This is a genomic window from Cedecea sp. Ae19-4 (assembly GCF_059801165.1).
In genome coordinates this window covers 529,340-551,640 of sequence record NZ_JBCHWG010000001.1, presented here as the reverse complement: position 1 = coordinate 551,640, position 22,301 = coordinate 529,340, and the positions used below count along the sequence as shown (strand labels likewise).

At 56.9% G+C, this 22,301-nt stretch carries 20 protein-coding genes; 11 read left to right on the top strand and 9 right to left on the bottom strand.

Annotated elements, in window-relative coordinates; genetic code table 11:
* Positions 1-45: 45 nt before the first annotated feature.
* The 3 genes from AAIE02_RS02575 to AAIE02_RS02565 all read left to right on the top strand — a co-directional run bounded on the left by AAIE02_RS02575 (position 46) and on the right by AAIE02_RS02565 (position 2,923).
* Complete coding sequence (locus AAIE02_RS02575; protein WP_008460962.1) at positions 46-1,167, top strand: ribosomal protein uL16 3-hydroxylase; 1,122 nt, start codon at positions 46-48, stop codon at positions 1,165-1,167.
* Between the two features lie 785 nt (positions 1,168-1,952).
* Complete coding sequence (locus AAIE02_RS02570) at positions 1,953-2,708, top strand: MerR family transcriptional regulator (RefSeq protein ID WP_498531916.1); 756 nt, start codon at positions 1,953-1,955, stop codon at positions 2,706-2,708.
* A 122-nt stretch (positions 2,709-2,830) separates the two neighbouring features.
* Positions 2,831-2,923: a YohO family small membrane protein gene (locus tag AAIE02_RS02565; RefSeq protein WP_409335219.1), complete on the top strand. Its 93-nt coding sequence runs from the start codon at positions 2,831-2,833 to the stop codon at positions 2,921-2,923.
* On the opposite strand, the gene AAIE02_RS02560 is transcribed toward AAIE02_RS02565, so the two are convergent.
* The 4 genes from AAIE02_RS02560 to osmF form a co-directional block, all read right to left on the bottom strand.
* Positions 2,904-3,635 (bottom strand): ABC transporter permease, encoded by a 732-nt coding sequence (locus tag AAIE02_RS02560; RefSeq protein WP_039291356.1) that lies wholly within the window; start codon positions 3,633-3,635, stop codon positions 2,904-2,906. The two genes, AAIE02_RS02565 and AAIE02_RS02560, sit on opposite strands and share 20 nt — an antisense overlap.
* Positions 3,619-4,566: an ABC transporter ATP-binding protein gene (locus tag AAIE02_RS02555; RefSeq protein ID WP_008455617.1), complete on the bottom strand. Its 948-nt coding sequence runs from the start codon at positions 4,564-4,566 to the stop codon at positions 3,619-3,621. The genes AAIE02_RS02560 and AAIE02_RS02555 overlap by 17 nt, the downstream gene beginning before the upstream one ends.
* A complete protein-coding gene (locus AAIE02_RS02550) occupies positions 4,566-5,717 on the bottom strand; it encodes an ABC transporter permease (protein WP_286180333.1) in 1,152 nt (383 codons plus the stop codon). Before AAIE02_RS02550 ends, AAIE02_RS02555 begins: the two co-directional genes overlap by 1 nt.
* 118 nt (positions 5,718-5,835) lie before the next feature.
* The gene (osmF, locus tag AAIE02_RS02545; RefSeq protein WP_166995391.1) at positions 5,836-6,747 is read right to left on the bottom strand and encodes a glycine betaine ABC transporter substrate-binding protein OsmF; all 912 of its coding nucleotides are present in this window, start codon (positions 6,745-6,747) and stop codon (positions 5,836-5,838) included.
* A 260-nt stretch (positions 6,748-7,007) separates the two neighbouring features.
* On the opposite strand from osmF, the gene AAIE02_RS02540 reads away from it, so the two are divergent.
* The gene (locus tag AAIE02_RS02540) at positions 7,008-8,426 is read left to right on the top strand and encodes a glutamine synthetase family protein (RefSeq protein ID WP_336708603.1); all 1,419 of its coding nucleotides are present in this window, start codon (positions 7,008-7,010) and stop codon (positions 8,424-8,426) included.
* 42 nt (positions 8,427-8,468) lie between these two features.
* Entirely contained in the window at positions 8,469-9,890 is a 1,422-nt protein-coding gene (locus AAIE02_RS02535; protein WP_498531915.1) for an alpha,alpha-trehalose-phosphate synthase (UDP-forming), read from the top strand.
* 718 nt (positions 9,891-10,608) lie between these two features.
* Here the strand turns inward: AAIE02_RS02535 and AAIE02_RS02530 are convergent.
* Positions 10,609-11,175: a YceI family protein gene (locus AAIE02_RS02530; protein ID WP_498531914.1), complete on the bottom strand. Its 567-nt coding sequence runs from the start codon at positions 11,173-11,175 to the stop codon at positions 10,609-10,611.
* A gap of 279 nt (positions 11,176-11,454) precedes the next feature.
* On the opposite strand from AAIE02_RS02530, the gene folC reads away from it, so the two are divergent.
* Positions 11,455-12,738: a bifunctional tetrahydrofolate synthase/dihydrofolate synthase gene (gene folC / locus AAIE02_RS02525; protein ID WP_498531913.1), complete on the top strand. Its 1,284-nt coding sequence runs from the start codon at positions 11,455-11,457 to the stop codon at positions 12,736-12,738.
* Between the two features lie 75 nt (positions 12,739-12,813).
* On the opposite strand, the gene bglX is transcribed toward folC, so the two are convergent.
* Entirely contained in the window at positions 12,814-15,111 is a 2,298-nt protein-coding gene (gene bglX / locus AAIE02_RS02520; RefSeq protein ID WP_498531912.1) for a beta-glucosidase BglX, read from the bottom strand.
* A 176-nt stretch (positions 15,112-15,287) separates the two neighbouring features.
* Here bglX and dld point away from each other — a divergent pair, with 176 nt between their 5' ends.
* Complete coding sequence (gene dld, locus AAIE02_RS02515; RefSeq protein WP_498531911.1) at positions 15,288-17,021, top strand: D-lactate dehydrogenase; 1,734 nt, start codon at positions 15,288-15,290, stop codon at positions 17,019-17,021.
* A 113-nt stretch (positions 17,022-17,134) separates the two neighbouring features.
* Positions 17,135-17,689 carry a GNAT family N-acetyltransferase gene (locus AAIE02_RS02510; protein ID WP_336709380.1) on the top strand — a complete coding sequence of 185 codons (555 nt, stop codon included), beginning with the start codon at positions 17,135-17,137 and terminating at the stop codon, positions 17,687-17,689.
* Here AAIE02_RS02510 and pbpG read toward each other — a convergent pair whose 3' ends face one another.
* The gene (gene pbpG, locus AAIE02_RS02505; RefSeq protein ID WP_166866045.1) at positions 17,690-18,631 is read right to left on the bottom strand and encodes a D-alanyl-D-alanine endopeptidase; all 942 of its coding nucleotides are present in this window, start codon (positions 18,629-18,631) and stop codon (positions 17,690-17,692) included. It abuts the gene before it with no gap.
* Between the two features lie 161 nt (positions 18,632-18,792).
* Positions 18,793-19,380 carry a Yip1 family protein gene (locus AAIE02_RS02500; RefSeq protein ID WP_008456316.1) on the bottom strand — a complete coding sequence of 196 codons (588 nt, stop codon included), beginning with the start codon at positions 19,378-19,380 and terminating at the stop codon, positions 18,793-18,795.
* 356 nt (positions 19,381-19,736) lie between these two features.
* Between AAIE02_RS02500 and AAIE02_RS02495 the strand changes: the two genes are divergently transcribed.
* Positions 19,737-20,300, top strand: coding sequence for a DedA family protein (locus AAIE02_RS02495; RefSeq protein WP_008456314.1), 564 nt, complete (start codon positions 19,737-19,739; stop codon positions 20,298-20,300).
* Here the strand turns inward: AAIE02_RS02495 and AAIE02_RS02490 are convergent.
* Positions 20,297-20,866, bottom strand: coding sequence for a TetR/AcrR family transcriptional regulator (locus AAIE02_RS02490; protein WP_498531910.1), 570 nt, complete (start codon positions 20,864-20,866; stop codon positions 20,297-20,299). The genes AAIE02_RS02495 and AAIE02_RS02490 overlap by 4 nt on opposite strands.
* A 105-nt stretch (positions 20,867-20,971) precedes the next feature.
* On the opposite strand from AAIE02_RS02490, the gene AAIE02_RS02485 reads away from it, so the two are divergent.
* Both AAIE02_RS02485 and AAIE02_RS02480 read left to right on the top strand, forming a co-directional pair.
* Complete coding sequence (locus AAIE02_RS02485; protein WP_336982263.1) at positions 20,972-21,439, top strand: nuclear transport factor 2 family protein; 468 nt, start codon at positions 20,972-20,974, stop codon at positions 21,437-21,439.
* A 91-nt stretch (positions 21,440-21,530) separates the two neighbouring features.
* Positions 21,531-22,268 carry a class I SAM-dependent methyltransferase gene (locus AAIE02_RS02480; RefSeq protein WP_336982262.1) on the top strand — a complete coding sequence of 246 codons (738 nt, stop codon included), beginning with the start codon at positions 21,531-21,533 and terminating at the stop codon, positions 22,266-22,268.
* Positions 22,269-22,301 lie beyond the last annotated feature (33 nt).

The window sequence follows — 22,301 nt, the reverse complement described above, 5'->3', positions numbered from 1 at the left end:
GCCGCTCTCTATAATCGGCCTCCTTCCGCACAGGGGTAAATAACCGTGGATTATCAACTTAATTTCAACTGGCCAGCGTTTATGGAAACGTACTGGCAGAAAAAGCCGGTGGTGCTCAAAAACGCACTGCCTAATTTTGTCGACCCTATAACGCCCGACGAACTTGCCGGCCTTGCAATGGAAAATGAAGTCGACAGCAGGCTGGTCAGTTTTAAAGAGGGAAAATGGCACGCCAGCAATGGCCCCTTTGAACACTTTGATAATCTCGGCGAGACCGGCTGGTCGCTGCTGGCCCAGGCCGTTAATCACTGGCACGAACCCGCCGCCGCGCTGGTGCGCCCTTTCCGCGTGTTGCCGGACTGGCGGCTGGATGATTTGATGATTTCGTTTTCCGTACCGGGCGGCGGCGTTGGCCCGCATATCGACAACTATGACGTGTTTATTATCCAGGGGATGGGCAGCCGCCGCTGGCGCGTGGGCGATAAGCTGCCGCTGAAGCAGTTTTGCCCGCACCCAGCGCTGCTGCACGTTGAGCCGTTCACGCCGATCATCGATGAAGATTTAGCCCCCGGCGATATCCTCTACATTCCGCCTGGCTTCCCGCACGACGGCTTTACCCATGAAACGGCGCTGAACTATTCGGTTGGCTTCCGCGGGCCAAACAGCCGCGACTTAATCAGCAGCTTTGCCGATTACGTGCTGGAAAATGACCTCGGCGGCGATCACTACAGCGACCCGGATCTCACCTGCCGCGTAAACCCTGGCAAAGTAGAAAACTACGAGCTGGAACGCCTGCGCGACATGATGACGGCGTTGATTAGCCAGCCGGAAGCGTTCAACCAGTGGTTCGGCAGCTTTGTGACCACGCCGCGGCACGAGCTGGATATTGCATCTGCAGAGCCGCCTTACGAGCCCGAAGAAGTGGCCGCCGCGCTGGCTGGCGGAGAAGAGCTGATTCGCCTGAGCGGGCTGCGGGTATTGCAGGTTGGCGAGGGTTTCTTCGTCAACAGTGAACCGCTGGACGTTAGCCATCAGGCCGCCGCCGTGTCAATGTGCCGCTATACCCGGCTGACCAAAACGGAGCTGGGTGCCGCCGTGGAGGATGACGAATTTATCCGCCAGCTGACGGCGCTGATTAACCAGGGGTACTGGTACTTCGAGGATTAAGCCGGTCCAGAGCTGTCTCTTAGTCATAAATAGGCGTTATGAAAGACTGGCTAATATTCCGTTCAATTTGAGTCCTGTTTTATATGCAGCCCCCGCACCGGTGAACGTCTTAGGGGAGTCACCGTCACTCCCCTAAGAACCCGGACTCCCGGCAAAATAAATCGACCGCGTGAGCGGCAGACCTCCGTTTTATCTCCCAGTCCTGGGTCGGCTGAGATGCGTTCCCGACGCTCTCAGCCTCCGGTCGTTCCCGACGCCCGGACCCTGGCCAGTCGGAGAGAAAACGCAGGCGATTTAAGCCGGAACCGTGCCTCGCTTCAATCCCGCAGCCACTCTGAACGTTTGGGTAGCTGTAAGTCTCACAGCCACGCCCTTGTCCCCGACTCTCATCGCCCCCGGCTATGACCCAACTCAGACGGGGTTGAGCTGCCGGGAGCAGCGAAAGAGAGCGATCGTCGGGAACGAATCGCGAACGACCCCGAATGTTTGGGTGATAGCCGGTGGGTTTACCGCTTCAGCGGCGATGAGCTCGCCGGGCGCCGGGGGTTGTCAGGGGGCATGGCGTAATGCCCCCTGACACGTTCACGTGCTCTGAAAGTACAAGGGAAACTGAATTATCGGTGAACGGCATAACTGCGGAGCGAAAGATATCTGTGGAAGATTTGAAAGAGAAATGTGATTAAGCAACAACGCCAATCCCCCAAGAAATCTCGCCCAATGAAGCCAAACTCACCAGAACTTACTACAGTTAGTAAGGGCCTCCCCTTAAGGTATCAGGTGACATTATGGCGCTTTATTCCATCGGAGAAGTGGCTGCGCTTTGCAATATTAATCCGGTAACCCTCCGGGCCTGGCAGCGGCGTTACGGGTTGCTCAAACCTAAGCGAAGCGACGGCGGGCATCGCCTGTTTGACTCCGCCGACATCGAGCGGATTCGCGAGATCCAAACCTGGATCGAGCAAGGCGTGCAGGTCAGCAAAGTCAAAGGCCTACTCAGCGGTGAACACCGGGAAAAAGAACACGCCTGGGGAGAGCGGCAGGAAACGCTGCTCCGCCATCTGCAAAGCGGCAACCCCAACCTGCTCCGCGCCTGGATAGCCGACATTGGGCGTATCTATCCGGCGCACACGCTGGTGCAATATCTCTATCTTCCGCTGCGTCGCCGCCTTTACGGGCAGCAAATTGCGCTCTGCGCGCTGCTTAGCCTGCTGGACGGCGCTCTGATCAACTATATCGCGATGTGTATTGCCACCGCGCGCAAGCAAAATGGCAGAGATGCTTTAGTCGTGGGCTGGAACGTGCAGGACACAACGCGGCTGTGGATGGCGGCGTGGATTGCCAGCCAGCAAGGCTGGCGGGTCGACGTGCTGGCTAATTCGCTGAGCAGCCTGAAACCGGAGATTTTTGACCGGCAAACGCTGCTGGTCTGGTGCGGTGACTGCCCCGGAGAACGGCAAATAGACCAGATTGAATCGTGGCGCAGCGCAGGGCTGCCCGTTTTTGTGCTGGGTAACGTTGAGCGCAGACAGCCCACGGACTGACGACAATAAAGAGGGAAAATGGCCTTTTTCCCTCTTCGTCACAATCAAAGGTTCATTAACAACCCCGCTTCCCTTTATAATCGCTTCGTTAACAAACGGAGCAACGGATGAAACTGTCAAAAATGGCCCTTGTGGGCGGAATGCTGGTTATGGCGATCGGCGGCATTGGCGGCGTGATGCTGGTCGGCTACATCGTTATTTTGCATGGCGCGTGACGTAACTTTCCAGGCGCTCAAACAGGCGGTCAGTAACAATTGCCGCCAGCGCCACCAGCACCGCGCCCTGAATCACATAGGCGGTATTAAAGCCGCTTAGCCCGATAATAATCGGTGACCCGAGCGTGTTAGCGCCCACGGTAGACGCGATCGTTGCGGTGCCGATATTAATAATCACCGACGTCCTGATGCCCGCCAGAATAACCGGCGCGGCGAGCGGCAGTTCCACTTTCCGCAGCATTTGCCCGCGGCTCATGCCGATGCCAAGCGCAATCTCGCGCGCGGATTCAGGCACAGCGCCAATTCCCGCCAGCGTCCCCTGTAAAATCGGTAGCAGGCCGTAAATCACCAGCGCGATGATCGCCGGCTCTTGCCCGAACCCCATCACCGGCACCGCCACGGCTAAGACGGCCACCGGCGGAAAAGTTTGCCCGGCGGCGGTAATGGTCTCCACCAGCGAACGAAACTCTTCCCCCGCCGGACGCGTGACCAGAATCCCCAGCCCCACGCCAATCACCACAGCAACCACGCTGGAAATGCCCACCAGCGTTAAGTGCGCCAGCGCCAGAGAGACAAAGCTGTCCTGCTGGTACATCGGCCTGGTCAGCTGCGGGAACAGCCAGCTAAACAGCCCGCTGGTGTAGGGCAGCAGCACCAGCAGCGCAGCAAAAAGCGCGATAAGCCACAGCAAAGGGTCACGCAGCAGGCGCATGTTCTCTCCTCCTGACCAGGTCGCTAAAGTGCAGCACGCCGCAGGGCTGATTCTGGGCATCCACCACCGGCAGTTTTTCGCACTGGCGGTCGATAAACAGCGAGAGCGCTTCGCGCAGCGTCATGTCTGCCCGGATAGGTTCCCCTTCCAGACGTTCATCGGCGCGAATGCTGTCCGCGACGTGGCGCAGTGAAAGCAGCCGGACGCCAAGCTCGCTGCGGCCAAAGAAATCACGCACAAAGTCGTTGGCCGGGTTGGTCAGCAGCTCCAGCGGCGTTCCCTGCTGGATAACTTTGCCGCCGTCCATCAGCACGATGTTGTCGGCAAGCGTTAAGGCCTCGTCAATGTCGTGGGTCACCAGCACGATGGTGCGCCCCAGCAGTTGATGAATGCGGATCATCTCCTGCTGCAGCGTCGCGCGGGTGACCGGGTCCAGCGCACCAAAAGGCTCGTCCATCAGCAGCACCTCCGGGTCGGCCGCCAGCGCACGTGCCACGCCCACGCGCTGCTGCTGCCCGCCGGAAAGCTGGTGTGGATAGCGGTCGCGGAACTGCGCGGCGTCCAGGCCTAACAGCTCCAGCAGCTCGTCAATACGTTCGGCCACTCTCGCCTTCGGCCACTTCAGCAGCTCAGGCACCGTGGCGATGTTCTGCGCCACCGTCCAGTGCGGGAACAGGCCGATGGACTGAATGGCGTAGCCCATGCGGCGGCGAAGCGCCTTCGGGTCAAAGCTGCGGATTTCTTCCCCGGCAAAGCGAATGCGCCCTTCGTCGTGCTCTACCAGGCGGTTGATCATCTTCAGCGTGGTGGACTTGCCTGAGCCGGAGGTGCCGATCAGCACGGTGAATTGCCCTTCAAGGATGTTCAGCGTCAAATCACTGACCGCCGCTTCGCCGTGGAAGTATTTGCTGACGCGATCGAACTCGATCATTATTTTGCCTCCAGCAGAGAAATAAACAGCTTAAACAGCGCGTCGACGATCACCGCCAGGGCGATAACCGGCATCACGCCAAGCAGAACCAGATCCAGCGCGCTGCTCAACAGCCCCTGGAAAATAATCGAGCCAAATCCACCTGCGCCAATCAGCGCGGCGATAACCGCCATGCCGATAGTCTGCACGCAGACCACACGCAGGCTGCGGAGCAGCACCGGCAACGCCAGCGGCACTTCCGCTCGCCAGAAAATTTGTGCCCGCGACATACCCATGCCCAGCGCGCTTTCCACGATGTTGCGCGGTACCTGCTGCAAACCCGCCACCACGCCACGCACCAGCGGCAAGAGCGCATAAAGCACCAGCGCAATCAGCGCAGGCGCGACGCCAATCCCACTCACGCCCATTTTCCCCAGCCACGGCAGCCAGGCGGCAAGACCCGCCAGCGGCGCAATAAGCAGGCCAAACAGCGCCACGGAAGGCACCGTCTGGATCACGTTGAGCAGAGAAAACACGCCGGATTGCCAGGCCGGGCGGCGATAGCAAAGGAGCCCCAGCGGGACGCCAATCAGCAGCGCCGGAGCCAGCGTACCGGCCAGCAGGGCCAGGTGGCGGCTCAGGGCATCGTCAAACACGTCCTGGCGGTTGACGTACTCCTTCATCAGCGAAAGATCGCTGAAGTAGCCGGTTGCCAGCAGCGCGACGGGGACGACCCAGACCTGGAGATTCAGCAAGAGCCGCCACAAAGGGCTGGCCGTGAGTCTGTTAGCGGCATCGGCGCAAAGCAGCAGGCAAACCGCCAGCATCAGCCACAGCCCGCTGCCGGGGGAAGTACGCGCGAGGGAACTGCCCTCCAGGGCAAGCTGGCTCGCGGTGTGTCCCAGCAGTAACAGCAGGCCGATAAACAGCAGCTCGCCGGTGGCAATAATCACCAGCTGAGTGAGGGCGCGGGCGGGGGCCAGCGTCAGGCCAGCCAGCATCAGAAAAGGAATCGCCAGCCAGTAATACAGCGTGCCGGGCAACTGGGTGACGCCCAGCGGCTCGCCGGAAACCAGGCGGTTAGGCGCGTTGTTGATGATCGGGAGTAACATCAAGGCGGCCGCCAGCAGTAACACCAGCAGCAGCAGTACCCTGTTATGAATTTTTAGCAAACGTCATTCCAGCAGATTGATGACAAACAGCCGACAACCGGCGTTGTCGACTGTTTGAGGCAGACCAAATAACGACGTGCATTTCGGGCTTTGAAGCACAATGCACGCCGCCAGCAGGCTATTTAACAAAGCCTTTTTGCTTTAAATAATCAGCGGCCACTTTTTTGGCATCCTGACCTTCCACGGCAATCTTAGCATTCAGCTGCTGCAGCGTTTTCTGGTCGAGGGAAATAAAGACCGGTTTCAGCCAGTCGCCAATTTGCGGGTACTCTTTCAGCACGGCCTCACGCACTACGGCGGTTGGCGCAGAAACGGCCTGCACGCCTTTCGGGTCGGTGAGCGTTTCCAGGCCCAGGGCCGCAACCGGGCCATCGGTGCCGTAGGCCATCGCGGCATTAACGCCGGAGGTTTGCTGTGCCGCTGCTTTAATGGTTACTGCGGTGTCGCCCCCGGCCAGGGAAAGCAGCTGGCTTTGTTCCAGCTTAAAGCCGTAGGCTTTTTCGAAGGCCGGCAGCGCGTCGGAGCGCTCGATAAACTCGGCGGAAGCCGCCAGCTTAAAGGTGCCGCCCTTTTTCAGGTATTCGCTAAGATCCGCCAGGGAAACCAGGTGGTTTTTCTCCGCCAGGTCCTTACGTACCGCGATGGTGTAAGTGTTGTTGGCCGGGGCCGGCGTCAGCCAGACCAGGTGATTTTTGTCGTAATCCAGTTGCTTAACTTTTTCATAGCCCTTCTGGGCATCTTTCCAGGCCGGATCGTTTTCAGTTTTAAAGAAGAACGCGCCGTTGCCTGTGTATTCCGGGTAAATATCCAGCTCGCCGGAGGTAATCGCCCCGCGCACAACCGGGGTGGTGCCGAGCTGGACTTTATTCACGGTTTTTACATCGTGGCTTTCCAGAACCTGCAAAATAATATTGCCGAGCAAAGAGCCTTCGGTGTCAATTTTAGAGCCGACTTTCACCGGTTCCGCCGCCTGCGCGCCTGTTGCCAACATCACTAACCCTGCCAAACCCCAACGTGTTGATATGTTCATAGTTATTCCTCGTTGTTCTTTACTTAAAAATCATGCAGTAAACAAAGAATAGCCGAGTTTGAATCGGCTGGGGAAAGCACTAAGCGGTATATGATATGCGAACTCGTTTGGACAGGCGGACAGCCGCAGGTGCCGGGCTACATCCCCACACTTATTGCCATTTATACTTTTTTTACCCACCGCCTGGGCTTTTTTACCTTCTTTTTATACGCCAGTGAATATGCTCTTTTCGTCGCCGAGAGGCTTAGAAAAAGACCGCCATGAACTCACTCATTCACCACTCACTCGTTAAAAACATTTTTACGCTTTTCGCTTTGCCGCAGGCTTCATCCAATGAAGAATCCGTCGGCCAGTCAGTGCGGCAAAAGCCAGCGGCGGAGCGAGCTAAAGAGTTTGCCGAAGAGGTACAGCGCTACCTGCAGCGTCACCCCGACACAAAGCACGTTGATATTTACCTCAATGACGTCAACGGGGCTTTTCGCGGCAAGCGCATCGCGGTAGACAGCCTGCTGTCGCTCTCTGCCGGCTGCTATTTCCCGCAGTCCGTTTACGCGATGGATCACGAGGGTAAACCTTTTAGCCAGGCATCAGCCAGCGTGGAATACGACGAGCCCGACGGGCTTTGCCTGCCAGTGGCGGGGACGCTGCGGCCCTGCGCCCACGACCCGAAGCACAACGCGCAGCTGCTGTTAACCATGAAGCAGAGCGACGGCAGCGGCTACGCGCTAGAACCCAGAGTGGTGCTGGAAAATGTCCTGCAGAAGTTTCATTACCACGGCCTCTACCCGGTCGCTGCGCCGGAAATAGAGTTTTACCTGGTCAGCAAAGCCCAACAGGACGTGCCGGCCCAGGGCTGCTTTTATATGCCCGTCCCTTCCGATTACACCGCTTTTATTGAAGCGCTGGAGCAGGCCGCCGCCGATCAAAAGCTGCCGCTGAGCGGTATCGTCTGCGAAGCGGAAGCCGGGCAGTTTGAGCTGAACCTGAAGCATGGCAAAGACATCGTCGGCGTGTGCGAAAGCGTGCTGGCGCTACGCCGCCTGACCAGCATCGTGGCCGATAAGTTTGGCTATCAGGCCAACTTTATGGCGAAGCCGTTTTCGCACCTGGCCGGAAACGGCCTGCATTTTCATATCAGCCTGAACGACCGCAAAGGCGACAACGTTTTTGCCTCCCCGGCGGAAAACCTGAACGAAATGACCCAGCTCTGCCTGGCGGGGATGCTACAAACAATGCCCGCCGCCGTGGCCATTATTGCCCCACACGTCAACTCTTTCAGGCGGCTTCGCAAAAACCTTACCGAGCCGCTGTTCAGTTCCTGGGGCTACAACAAACGCAGCGCCGCCCTGCGCATTCCCTGCTCTGACGACGGCAACCGCCGCATTGAGTACCGCCTCGCCGGGGCCGACGTGAACCCGTATCTGGCGATGGCCGCCATTCTGACCGGCATGCTTTACGGCCTGGAAAATATCGACAGCGATACCCTGAAAAATTCAGCCCTGTTTGCCCCTGAGCTGCCGCTGTTCCAGCACGTCGCAATCGATGAGTTTCAGCAAAGTCATTACATGGCCGAAAGCCTGGGGGAAGCGTTCTCCCGCCAGTGGGTGACCCACAAGCTGGCGGAACTGGCGTGGTTTGAAACTATTGTGACCCAGGAAGAAGCGGTGCTGTCCCGCTAACACCCGTGTGCTCTTAACCTGAATGCTAACCTGAGGTGATGTATGTCTCGTCTTATCATGCTGTCTAATCGCTGCGAACCAGAACGCGGGCAGCGCGGCGATCCTCTGCTTCCGGTACTTCATGCCGTTCTGAAGAAACATTCGGGCCTGTGGTTTGGCTGGAACGGTGAAATAGCCGCAGGGAACAAGCAGAGAAAAGAGCGTTTTTTCAGTCAGTCGGGCTACCAGCAATACAGCTGGGTGCTGACCCCCAACGAGTATGACAACTTTTACCAGGGCTATATTCATCAGGTGCTGTGGCCGGTTTTCCACAATCGCCCGGATTTGATCCACTATAAAAAAGAGTATTTCACCACCTGGAAAAACTATAACCATGACGTGAAAGCGCGGGTGGCCGCCAAAATCGAGCCTGACGATCTCGTCTGGGTGCAGGACTACCATCTGTTGTTCACCGGCAAGATGCTCAAAGAGGATGGCTACACCAACCGCTGCGGCTTTTTCCTGCATCAGCCCTTCCCGCCAGGCGATGTGCTGCGTTCGGTACCTGAACACGACAGCCTGATGCAGGCGCTGTTCAGCTACGATCTGCTCGGCTTTCAGTCGAGCGGAGATGTGAATAATTTCCTCGCCTATGCGCTGCGGTTTTACCGCGTGGAGCGGCTGGCGGATAATCTTATTCAGCTCAACGGGCAGATTATCCGGCTGGGGATTTTCCCCTGCGGCGTGGATAAAACTCTGCCACCGCTTTCGCACACCAACGCCGAAGCGGTGCGGAACTACCCTCGCCAGATTGTGATCAGCAACGACACGATCAGCGATATCAGCGGCGTGCACTGCCACCTGAATACGATGGAAACGTTTCTAAGTTCGCACCCGGAGTACCTGCGTGACGTCAGCCTGTTGCAAATCTCTGACGCTTCAAGGGGCTATTCGTGGTCGGCGCGGGATCTCTGCGACCAGCTGGAACACCAGTGCGCAGAAATTAACGCTCGCTTTGGGGATGCGACCTGGTACCCCATCAACTATATTCGCAACCATCTTTGCCACTCCGATTTGATTCACGCGTTTTACCGTAACGCCCACGTGGCGATGTTCACCCCACTTTCTGAGGGGATGAGCCTGGAGGCGAAAGCTTTTGTTCTCGCGCAGGATGCCGAAGACCCCGGCGTACTGATGCTGTCGGCCCTGACCGGCACGGCGGAACAGCTGACGGATGCGGTGTTGATCAACCCCTACGATGCCAACGAAGCAAGCCATGCGCTTTATTCCGCGCTGACGATGCCGCTGCACGAGCGGAAACGTCGCCACCAGCAGCTGCTGGCCAAAGTGGAAAGGTACGACAGCCAGTGGTGGGCCAGAGCTTTCATTGATTCGCTCAGCGCTGCGCCTGCCCCAGCGCCTGCCACAGTGATTCCTTTACGCACTTCCCACCACGGGATTTTTACGCCGCAGAATTTGTATTGATGGTTTCCGGTCAGGCTTATGGCAGCAAATACCCGTGATTATGCAGGGTCGGCTAAGGTCCCGTTCACTTCCAGTTCGGTTTGATATGCCATCACAGAGACGGTGAACGGCTCGGGGGAGCCACCGTCACTCCCCCGAGCCCCCGGACTCCCGGCCAAATAAATCGACCGCGTGAGCGGCAGACCTCCGTTTTATCTCCCAGTCCTGGGTCGGCTGAGACGCGTTCCCGACGCTCTCAGCCTCCGGCCGTTCCCGACGTCCGGACCCTGGCCAGTCGGAGAGAAAACGGAGGCGATTTAAGCCGGAACCGTGCCTCGCTTTATACCCGCAGCCACACGGAACGTTAACGTTGCTTCAGGTCTCAAAGCCACGCCCTTGTTCCCGGCTCTCAGCACCCCCGGTTATGACCCAACTCAGGCGGGGTTGAGCTGTCGGGAACAGCGAAAGAGAGCGATCGTCGGGAACGAATCGCGAACGACCCCGAATGTTTGGGTGATAACCGGTGGGTTTACCGCTTCAGCGGCGATGAGCTCGCCGGGCGCCGGGGGTTGTCAGGGGGCATGGCGTAATGCCCCCTGGCACGTTCACCGTGATCTGAGCGTATATGGGAAATCGATCTACGGGTGAACGGAAAATTGAAAGGTTTAAATAGGGACACCGACCACCTCAAAGAATAAGCAATTAAATACACATAAAACAAATACTTACATTAAAAAACCTAGCCAATCCTCGCGCGGATTTTAATCTCAATCGCAATACTGTCATCCACCACGGCCTCAAATTTATCCATATTAAAGGCGGCGCGGGAGATAACCGTTGTGGCACGTAATGAGAGGGCATTTTGGCCTGAAGTTAATGCGGGGGCGTTATCCAGACTCGCCTCCAAAACCACCGGACGCTGAACATTTTTTACCTGCAGCAGGCCGAAAATCCGGTAACGCCCGGCCCCCTGGGCCACAACCCTGGTGCTGCTAAACGAGAGCGTTGGGTAATGTGCGGTATCAAAGAATAGCCCGCTCTGCAGTTGATAAGTCAGCAGGCTGTTTGAAGCCTGCAGCGTTGCGGCCGGGATGCGTACGCTGATGCTGTCGTGCATGTCGTTCCCTGCATCCAGCAAAAGTGAGCCAGTGACGCCGTCGAGGTGCGCCTGAGAAGTCTCGCCAAACGCGCGCCATGAAAGTGCTATCGCCGTTTGCGGCGTAAGGACGCTGTAGCTTTCCGGCGCGGCATAAAGCCAGGGGCTAATCGACAGACCGAGGATTATTTTGAGAAGAATACGAAGCATGGAGTATTTCCGGTAGCGGACATACTCAGCTAACGTTTCACTGTCGCATTTTATTCATCTTTATTTTATGAGTTTTTTGTTGGTGTGAAATGCTAAACAAGATGCTGTGCCGGTACAAACCCGCTTAAATTGTCGGTGGATTAAATATTCAAGATAGCTTCAAAAACTCATTATTTATTGCTTACAACTGCCGGATCCTATTTTTTCTTTATCTGGATAATATGGCCCTGCCTCAGTTTTCGTCCCAGAAAGTGATGATGCTTAACCAAGGAATATTTGATGAGCAACCGCGCCAACATACCCGATCTCACCGCAGACTTACCCCGCTGGCTGGCTTACATCGACAGCCTTCATTCACAGGTCATTGATATGGGCCTGGACAGAATCAGGGACGTGGCAGCCAAACTGAATGTCTTACGGCCCGCCCCTTTTGTCTTTTTGGTCGGCGGGACCAACGGCAAAGGCACCACCTGCCATACCCTTGAAAAAGTGCTGATGCTGTCAGGACACAAAGTGGGCGTCTTCAGCTCCCCCCACATGATGCATTATAAAGAGACCGTGCGCATTCAGGGCCAGGAGCTGTCGGACGCCGCCCACATTGCTGCTTTTGTTGAAATTGAAAAAGCGCGCGAGGCCACGACGCTCACGCCTTTCGAGTTCAATACGCTAGGCGCATTTTGCCTGATGAAATGGGCTCAGGTTGATGTCGCCATCATTGAGGTCGGCATGGGCGGCCGGGACGATGCGACCAACATTCTCACGCCGGATGTCTCTGTGATTACCAACGTGGCACTGGATCATGAAGACTGGCTGGGGAAAGGCACCGAAGCCATCGGCGAAATCAAAGCGGGCATCTTCCGTAGTGGACGTCCGGCGGTGATTGGGCAAGTTCAGGCACCGGCATCATTGCTCCGCTATGCGGAACAGATTGGCGCGATTCCCCATCAGCGTGGCGTCAACTGGCAAGTAACAGACCGTGGAGATGCATGGGCGTTTAGCGATAACCTCGGCGAAATTGCGCCGCTGAGCCAGCCTAAAATGCCACGCGATAACGTGGCTACCGCACTAGCGGCTCTGCGCGTCAGCGGGCTTAAATTTGATCTTACCGCGCTGAGTGACGTCATTGATAAAGCCAATTTGCCGGGCCGTTTTCAAGTCATTAGCCATCAACCGACGGTGATTTTAGATGTGGCGCATAATCCGCATGCTGCGGCATATTTAGCGGAAAGATTGCGTAACTTCCCCATAAAGGGAAAGTACCTTTTTGTAATCGGTATGCTTATTAATAAAGATATCAACGGCACTATTGAACAGTTAAAAGATCTCAACGGAGAGTGGTATTGCTGTGGTATTCAGGCGGGCCCCAGAAGCTCTAAAGCTGAAGATATTGCTCAGTATTTACCGAAGGCAAAAAGCTTCCCGGATATTTTATCCGGCTGGGAAGCGGCTAAAGCTGACGCCAGTATCGACGATGTGATTGTCGTTTGCGGCTCATTCTATTCTGTTGCGCCAGTATTAAACGAGCTAAATCTTGCCAGCGAAAATAATCAGGGAATACGCTAATTTTCAGCGAAGCATTGATTACACCTAAAAAAACAGCCACCTTTAAAGGTGGCTACATTCTAATAATGCTCTGCTTTATTTCAGCTCAAATTCACCCTGCTGCACGCGGGCAGAATCGAGGCCGATAAACACGTTGAACTTGCCCGGCTCCGCATCGTACTTCATCTTCGCGTTCCAGAACTTCAGGGCGCTGATGTCGATTGGGAAGCTGACCGTCTGGCTTTCACCCGCTTTCAGCGCCACTTTCTTAAAGCCTTTCAGCTCTTTTACCGGGCGGCTCATGGAAGCGGTCACGTCCTGCAGGTACATCTGCACCACGGTTTCCCCTGCGCGGTCGCCGGTGTTGGTAACGGTAACCGACGCTTCAACTTTGCCGTCGCGCTTCATGCTTGGGGCGGAAAGCTTCACATCACCGACTTTAAAGGTGGTGTAGCTCAGGCCGTAGCCAAACGGATACAGCGGCCCGTTGGCTTCATCGAAGTAGCGGGAGGTATATTTGTTCGGTTTTTCCGGATCGTACGGGCGGCCGGTATTCAGGTGGCTGTAGTACGTTGGAATTTGCCCCACGGAGCGTGGGAAGGACATAGGCAGTTTGCCGGACGGGTTGTAGTCGCCGAACAGAATATCAGCGACGGCGTTACCGCCTTCTGTGCCGCCGTACCAGGCTTCCAGCATTGCGTCCGCCTGCTGATCTTCTTTCACCAGCGCCAGAGGACGACCGTTCATCAGCACCAGCACCAGCGGTTTACCGGTAGCCTTCAGGGCGGCAATCAGGTCACGCTGGCTCTGCGGCAACGTCAGGTTGGTGCGGCTGGACGCTTCGTGCGCCATGCCCTGGGCTTCACCGACCACGGCCACGACTGCATCGGCGTTTTTCGCCGTCTTCACCGCTTCGTCGATCATCGCCTGCGGCGTGCGCGGGTCAACGGTGACCGCCGGTTCGTACTGGTTCAGGAACTCGACGATATCTTTTTCATCAGTAACGTTCGCGCCTTTCGCAAACACCACTTTGCCCTGCTGGCCGACGGCATTTTTGATGCCCTCCAGCGGGGTGACAGACTGCGCGGCCACGCCTGCGGCAGACCAGCTGCCCATCGCGTCACGCTTGCTGTCCGCCAGGGGACCAATCACCGCAATGGTGGAGGTCTTTTTCAGCGGCAGAGTCTGCAGGCGGTTTTTCAGCAGCACCATGCTCTCACGCGCCACTTCACGCGCTTCTTTGCGGTGCAGGCGGCTTTCCGCGTTGGTATCGACCGGGTCAGAATCCTTCGGCCCCAGGTGACTGTACGGATCGTTGAACAGCCCCATGTCGTATTTGACGTTCAGCACGTGGCGAGCGGCGTCATCCAGCTCTTTCATCGGCACCGCACCGCTTTTCACCAGCTCCGGCAAGTACTTGCTGTAATACTCGTCGCTCATGCTCATGTTGATGCCGGAATTGAGCGCAATGCGCACCGCGTCTTTCGGGTCGCTGGCTACGCCGTGCTTGATAAGCTCTTTAATCGCGCCGTGATCGGAGATGGTGATGCCTTTGAATTTCCATTCGTCGCGCAGCAAATCCTTCAGCAACCAGCTGTCGGCGGAAGCCGGCGTACCGTTCAGAGAGTTCAATGCCACCATCACGCCGCCGCTGCCCGCGTCCAGCGCGGCTTTGTACGGCGGCATGTAGTCGTTGAACAGGCGCTGAGGGCTCATGTCGACGGTGTTGTACTCTTTCCCGCCCTCGACCGCGCCATAGGCGGCGAAGTGTTTCACGCTGGTCATCACCGAGTAGCGATCCGCCGGGCTTTTGCCCTGCATCGCTTCCACCATGGTGCGCCCCATCATCGAGGTCAGGTAGGTGTCTTCACCAAAGCCTTCGGACACGCGGCCCCAGCGCGGATCGCGCGAGACGTCCACCATTGGCGCCCAGGTCATGTTCAGGCCGTCGTCGGCGGCTTCATAGGCGGAAATCCGGCCCACGGTTTTGACCGCATCAAGGTTGAACGAGGACGCCAGGCCGAGGCTTATCGGGAAAACGGTACGCTGGCCGTGCACCACATCGTAGGCGAAGAAGAGAGGAATTTTCAGGCGGCTGAGCTGCATCACCTGGTCCTGCATGATGCGAATGTCTTCGCGGGTGACGGTGTTGAAAATGGCTCCCACCTGCCCGGCTTTGATCATTTCGCGGATGGCTTCTTTCGGGTTATCCGGGCCGACGCTTATCAAACGCAGCTGACCGATTTTTTCATCGGTGGTCATTTTTTTCAGCAGGTCGGTGACGTAGGCATCACGCGCTTCCGGCGTTAAAGGGTGCGGGCCAAACATTTCGTCGGCCAGCGCAGGCTGCAGCGCCAGGCTTACGGCAATCCCTACAGAACAGAGCCATTTCATCGGATTCACTCTCACAAGCTTTTGTTAAGGCGTGCAGTTTGCCACATCGCCATCACGGTAAGAAGAGCGTAGCCAAACCTGGCTGCTGATTTCGTGGAGATTTCCTCGTTACGCTCACGTTTTTCGGCGCTATGCTTAACGACAGGCTTTTTGATGCCATCACAAGGAGTGGATCCATGTCTGTTTTGATGACTTCCGATAATAAAACGCTGATAAACGAACTCTCTCGCCACGTTGGCTCGCACCATGTTTTAACCGACCCGGCCAAAACGGCCCGCTACCGCAAAGGCTTCCGTTCCGGCCAGGGGGAAGCGCTGGCCGTGGTCTTCCCCGGCTCTCTGCTGGAGCTGTGGCGCGTATTAAGCGCCTGCGTCGCGGCGGATAAAATCATTATTATGCAGGCCGCTAATACCGGCCTGACCGAAGGCTCAACGCCCAGCGGCAGCGATTACGATCGCGATATTGTGATTATCAGCACGCTGCGCCTCGACAAGCTGCATCTGCTGGATAAGGGCGAGCAGGTGCTAGCCTACCCAGGCACCACGCTTTACTCGCTGGAAAAAGCGCTGAAACCGCTCGGGCGCGAGCCGCACTCGGTGATTGGATCATCCTGTATTGGCGCTTCGGTCATCGGCGGGATTTGCAACAACTCCGGCGGGTCGCTGGTACAGCGCGGCCCGGCATACACCGAGATGTCGCTTTTCGCGCGCATTGATGAAAGCGGCAAGCTGCAGTTGGTAAACCACCTGGGGATTAACCTTGGCACCACGCCGGAACAAATTCTTGGCGCGCTCGACGATCAGCGCGTGAAAGACAGCGACGTGCAGCACGATGGCCGCCACGCTCACGACCACGATTATGTCACCCGCGTGCGCGACGTGGAGGCCGACACGCCCGCGCGTTATAACGCAGATCCGGACCGCCTGTTTGAATCCTCCGGCTGCGCGGGCAAACTGGCGGTCTTCGCCGTCCGCCTCGACACCTTCCGGGCGGAAAAGCGCCAGCAGGTGTTTTACATCGGCACCAACCAGCCCCGCGTGCTGGGCGAAATCCGCCGCCATATTCTGGCCAACTTCGAAAATCTGCCGGTTGCCGGGGAGTATATGCACCGCGATATTTACGACATCGCGGAGAAGTACGGCAAAGACACGTTCCTGATGATCGACAAGCTCGGCACCGACAAAATGCCGTTCTTCTTCACCATGAAAGGACGCACCGATGCGATGCTCGATAAGGTGTCGCTGTTTAAGCCGCACTTTACCGACCGCTTTATGCAGAAGCTCGGCGGCGTTTTCCCGGCGCACCTGCCGGAACGGATGAAAACCTGGCGGGATAAATATCCTCACCACCTGCTGCTGAAAATGGCCGGGGACGGGATCGATGAAGCCAAAGCATGGCTGAGCGAATATTTTAAAACCGCCGAAGGCGACTTCTTCGTTTGTACTGCGGAAGAAGGCAGCAAAGCCTTCCTGCACCGCTTTGCCGCCGCCGGGGCCGCCATCCGCTATCACGCCGTGCATGCGGATGAAGTGGAAGATATTCTGGCGCTGGATATCGCGCTGCGCCGCAACGACGAAGACTGGTTCGAAGAGCTGCCGCCGGAGATCGGCGATAAGCTGATCCACCGTCTCTATTACGGCCACTTTATGTGCCATGTCTTCCATCAGGATTACATCGTCAAAAAAGGCGTGGACGTGTACGAGCTGAAAGAGCAGATGCTGGCGCTGTTGCACGAACGCGGGGCGCAGTACCCCGCCGAGCATAACGTAGGCCATCTCTACAAAGCGCCGGAAACGCTGAAGCAGTTCTACAAGGCCAACGACCCGACCAACAGCATGAATCCTGGAATTGGCAAAACAACCCGGCGTAAAAGCTGGGCCGAAGACGACAGCGTGCAGGAGCACGGCTGACAGAGATAAGTTTCTCCTATGACGGGCAAACTATGTTTCACGCTTTTTTGGGCATAGATTAATGAAGCAGGGTGAAGGCTATCTTCACCCTTTTTCTGCCCAAGGAGCGAAAGATGTCCGCAGTAGAAACTCTGCCTTTCCCTGCCGTACTCATCAGGGAAGCCATCCCCGACGATATCCCCGCGATAACAACGATTTATGCCTGGCACGTGCTGCACGGCAAAGGATCGTTTGAAGAAACCCCGCCTGATGGAAAACAGATGACCGAGCGGCTGGCGGCGGTTCGCGCTCATGGCCTGCCCTGGCTGGTTGCAGTGATTGACAATCAAGTGGTGGGCTACTGCTACGCTACGGTGTACCGCCCTCGCCCCGGCTACCGCTACACGGTAGAAGATTCGGTGTATATCGACGCCGCAATGACCGGACGCGGCATTGGCAAAGCCCTGTTGAGCCAGCTCATCGCGCTGTGTGAAAAAGGACCCTGGCGGCAGATGATTGCGGTGATTGGCGACGGGGAAAATAATACCGGATCCTGCAAATTACACAGTCAGCACGGGTTTGAAACCGTCGGATGTTTGCGAAGCGTTGGCTTTAAGCTGGGAGACTGGCGGGACACGGTGATGATGCAGCGCCCCCTCAACGGTGGAGACGGGACGCTGCCGGACTGATTACTCTTCTTCTGAACCTGCTGCGGTGTTGCTGGCCATTTGCGCCGCTTTAGAGCGCTTGTAGCTTAACGCCGCCGCCGGAACAGGGGTTACTTTGCCGGTTTCCAGGAAGGAACGCAGGCGGTTGGCGTCGGCGAAGTGGGTGTATTTCCCGAACGCGTCCAGCACCACCAGCGCCACTGGGCGGCCGTTGATGACCGTGCGCATGACCAGGCAGTGGCCTGCGTTATTGGTAAAGCCAGTCTTCGTCAGCTGAATATTCCAGTTTTCACGGTACACCAGATGGTTGGTGTTGCGGAACGGCAGCGTATAAGCCGGGTTGCGGAAGGTGGCCATATCTTCATGCGTGGTGCTGAGCTGGCCCAGCAGAGGGTATTTCTGCGTCGCCACCAGCAGTTTGGTCAGATCGCTCGCGGTTGAGACGTTTTCAATCGACAGGCCGGTCGGCTCCACATAGCGGGTGTGGGTCATGCCGAGGGACTTCGCCTTCGCATTCATCGCGCGAATAAACGCGTCGTAGCCGCCAGGGTAGTGATGTGCCAGGCTCGCCGCCGCACGGTTTTCTGACGACATCAGCGCCAGCAGCATCATGTTTTTGCGGCTGATTTCGCTGTTCAGGCGAACGCGAGAGTAAACGCCCTTCATTTCAGGCGTGTGGCTGATGTCCACTTTCAGCATTTCATCCATCGGCAGATGGGCGTCCAGCACCACCATCGCGGTCATCAGCTTGGTGATGGAGGCAATAGGACGAACCAGATCCGGATGGCTGGAATAGAGAATCTTGTTAGTTTGCAGATCGACAATCATGGCGCTGCCGGAGGCAATCTCCTGACCGGCGCTGGCCGCGTGGGTGGCGACCTTACTGGCCTCTGCCTGCGGGGCAAAAGGCACAGTCATCATCAGCGCAAGGCTGAACAACGATAAACGGATTTTTGTCGGCATGGTGACACTTCTGTAATGATTCCGGAAAAGTAGAGGCTCACCGCTAAGCGTCATCGGGATGACATAAACGTGCGGGGCGCCGGAATCATACTCCGCCGCCCCGCTTGACTGCCAGTTAAGAATCGTAACGTTATATCAAAACTTTCTGTTAATTCGCCCCGTCAGAACAAACGGTAGCCATAACCCCACAGAATCACCGCGACGGCCAGCAGTACTTCCAGCACCAGCACGCCAATGGCCAGGGTTGAACTGGAAAAACTCATCCCCTCTTCTTTGTCGATGCCGAGGAAGTCCGGCACGCCAACGTAGAGCAGATAGCCGGTGTAGACCAGCGCCAGGGCGCCTACCGCCACGCACAGCCAGACCAGCGGATAAAGTGCCACAATCCCGCTTAAGAACAGCGGCGTGGCCACGTACCCTGCGAAAACCATACAACGGGCAAGCGACGGACGCTGCGGATAGTTACGCGCCATCCACCAGATAACCCGCCCCATCACCGCGACGCCGCCCAGCATCAGGGCGTAGAAAAGAATGCCCAGATACAGGCCGGTAAACATAGAGAGCTGGACATAGGTGCCGTCCCCGAAGTTCCAGCCAATTTGCGTGGTGCCGATAAACGCGCAGATGACGGGAATGGCCGCCATCAACAGCACATGGTGAGTGTAGTGATGCGAGACGGATTCGTTCTCGCGCTTAATTTCCTGCATTTCCCGATTAGGATGGGAAAACAATCCCCAGACATGGCTCATACAACCTCCGGACCTGCGGCGCAAATGCTTGCGATACTCCAAGTATAATTCACCATCAGGTTATTATTTAACCAGACGAAAAATATCTCCGATTCTGTACAAGCCTGGCGGCGATGAGTTGTATGCTTTAGGGAAAATTTCATACCCTAAATAATTCGAGTTGCAGGACAAAAAGACTTTCAGGTCTTTTTGAACAGCGTCTACGCTGACTCCGGAGGGGCCAGGCTTGCCGAGTAACACGGCAAGGCCGGGAATCCTCAGGAGCATAGCTAACTATGTGACTGAGGTGAGCGGATGCAGCCAACGCACCTGCCACTTGAAGTATGACGGGTATACATGGAGGAGAGTCCAGCTTAATGGATATCAATGGCTTAATAGAACAGTATGGCTACGCCGCGCTGATTATCGGCAGTATGGCAGAGGGGGAAACCATTACCCTGCTAGGCGGCGTGGCCGCGCATCAGGGGCTTTTAACCTTCCCATTAGTCGTCCTGTCTGTCGCACTGGGCGGCATGATTGGCGATCAGGTGCTGTTCCTGGTCGGCAGGCATTTCGGCAGCGCCCTGCTGGCTCGCTTTAAGAAGCATCAAAAGAAAGTGGCCAAGGCGCAGGCGCTGATCAACCGCCATCCCTATTTGTTCGTGATTGGCAGCCGCTTTATGTACGGGTTTCGCATCGTCGGGCCGATTATCATCGGCGCCAGTAAGCTGCCGCCAAAGCTGTTTATCCCGCTGAATATCTGCGGGGCTATCCTGTGGGCCACGCTGTTTACGACGCTTGGCTATCTCGGCGGTGAAGTCGTCGGCCCGTGGCTGCACAGCCTGGATACGCACCTGCGCCACTGGATTTGGCTTATTGTTGCCGTGGTGCTGGTCGTGGCCGTCCGCCTGTGGTTCAAGTACCGGCAAAAAGAGGATTAACCCTCTGCTGCGGGCAGCAGCGCCAGCCACGCCCGCAGCAGCAGAAGCGCCTCTTCGCCGCGGCCATCGCGCTGGGCTTTGACTATCGCCCCGTCAATCACCAGCGCCAGCATTGCTGCCTGCTCCCTGCCCTCGGCATTATCGGGCAAATAACCCGCCAGACATTCCACCATCGCCTGCTTGTGGGCCCGGGCAATCGGCAGCGTGTCCGGCAGCGCCTCGGCCATTTCCACCGCCGAGTTGATAAACGCACAGCCGCGAAATGCCTCGTCGTCAAACCAGTTTTGCAAGGTGGCCGCTAACGCTTCCATCAACCCTTTCCCTTCTCCGGTTTGCGCTTCCAGCGTGCGGCTAAACCACGTCATCCAGCGCTGATGGCGATAGTCCAGAAAGGCACGGATCAGGTCGTCTTTGGCCGGAAAATGCCGGTAGAAGGTCACTTTGGTGACGCTAGCTTCTTTGATGATTCGGTCTATGCCGGTGGCACGAATACCGTCGCGGTAAAACAAGTCGTGCGCGGTGTGCAAAATACGGTCGCGGGCGCCGGGGGTCGCAGCAGTAGGCATGATTTCTCCTGTTAAAAATCTATCATGACGTATGTAGACAAATCTGTCTACCCAGGGTAACCTGGAAGAGTAGACAGACCTGTCTACATTTCACAGGAGCAGACCATGACAGTAAAACCCCCGGTTCCCCCGTTTACGCTCGAGACGGCAAAACAAAAAGTTCGCCTGGCGGAGGACGCCTGGAACAGCCGGGATCCTGAACGCGTCTCGCAGGTTTACGCCCTGAATACCCACTGGCGCAACCGCGCCGAGTTTGTTGCTGGCCGTAAAGCCGTCGTCGGTTTTTTAACCCGCAAATGGCAGCGGGAGCTGGACTACCGGCTGATCAAAGAGATCTGGGCACACGACGGGAACCGCATTGCGGTGCGCTTCGCCTACGAATGGCACGATGATTCCGGCAACTGGTTCCGCAGCTTTGGCAACGAAAACTGGGAATTTGATGAACAGGGCCTGATGATTAACCGCCACGCCTGTATCAACGACACGCCAATCAAAGAGAGCGAGCGTGCCTTTTTCTGGCCGCTGGGCCGCCGCCCGGACGATCATCCTGAGCTCAGTCATTTCGGTTTTTAACGGTTTTGCCGCCGGAGCCGGTTTTCTTTCCGGCGGCGTCGCGTCTAAAATTCCTGCTGGCCAATGATGGCCTCAGTGATTAAGAGGATTTATGACGCAAAATATCTATGACGACCCGGCCTTTTTTGCCGGCTATGCCACGCTGGACCGCTCTGTTAAAGGTCTGGATGGCGCGCCTGAATGGGCAAAAGTTCAGGCGATGCTGCCGCCACTGGCGGGCAAGCTGGTGCTGGATTTAGGCTGCGGCTACGGATGGTTTTGCCGCTATGCAAGAGATGCCGGCGCGGCAAAAACGGTCGGGCTGGATGTATCGACGCTCATGCTCGCCAAAGCCCGTGAAATGACCGAAGGCCCCGGGATCGAATATCGCCTGGAGGATCTTTCCGCCCTGCAACTGCCGGCAAACAGTCTCGATCTGGCCTACAGTTCGCTGGCGCTTCACTACCTGGAAGACATTCGCCCGCTGTTTGCCACGCTTGAACAGGCGCTGGTGCCGGGCGGCAAGCTGGTCTTTACCGCCGAGCACCCGATCTATACCGCCCCCGCGACGCAGACCTGGCTGCAGGGTCGGGACGGGCAACGCAGCTGGCCGGTGAATCATTATCAGCAGGAAGGCGAGCGTCTCAGCAACTGGTTTGCCGAAGGCGTGAAGAAGCAGCACCGCAAGCTGGCCACCTGGATTAACGCCCTGATTGAAAGCGGCTTTGTGATTGAAAAGCTCGACGAATGGGGCCCGGAGGCCGAACAAATTGCCCTCAACCCCGGGCTGGCAGAAGAGGCCGAACGGCCAATGATCTTCCTGCTCGCGGCAGGTAAACCCCAACGCTAAAGCTCAGTCGTACCCTTTTTTTCGATTATTCCG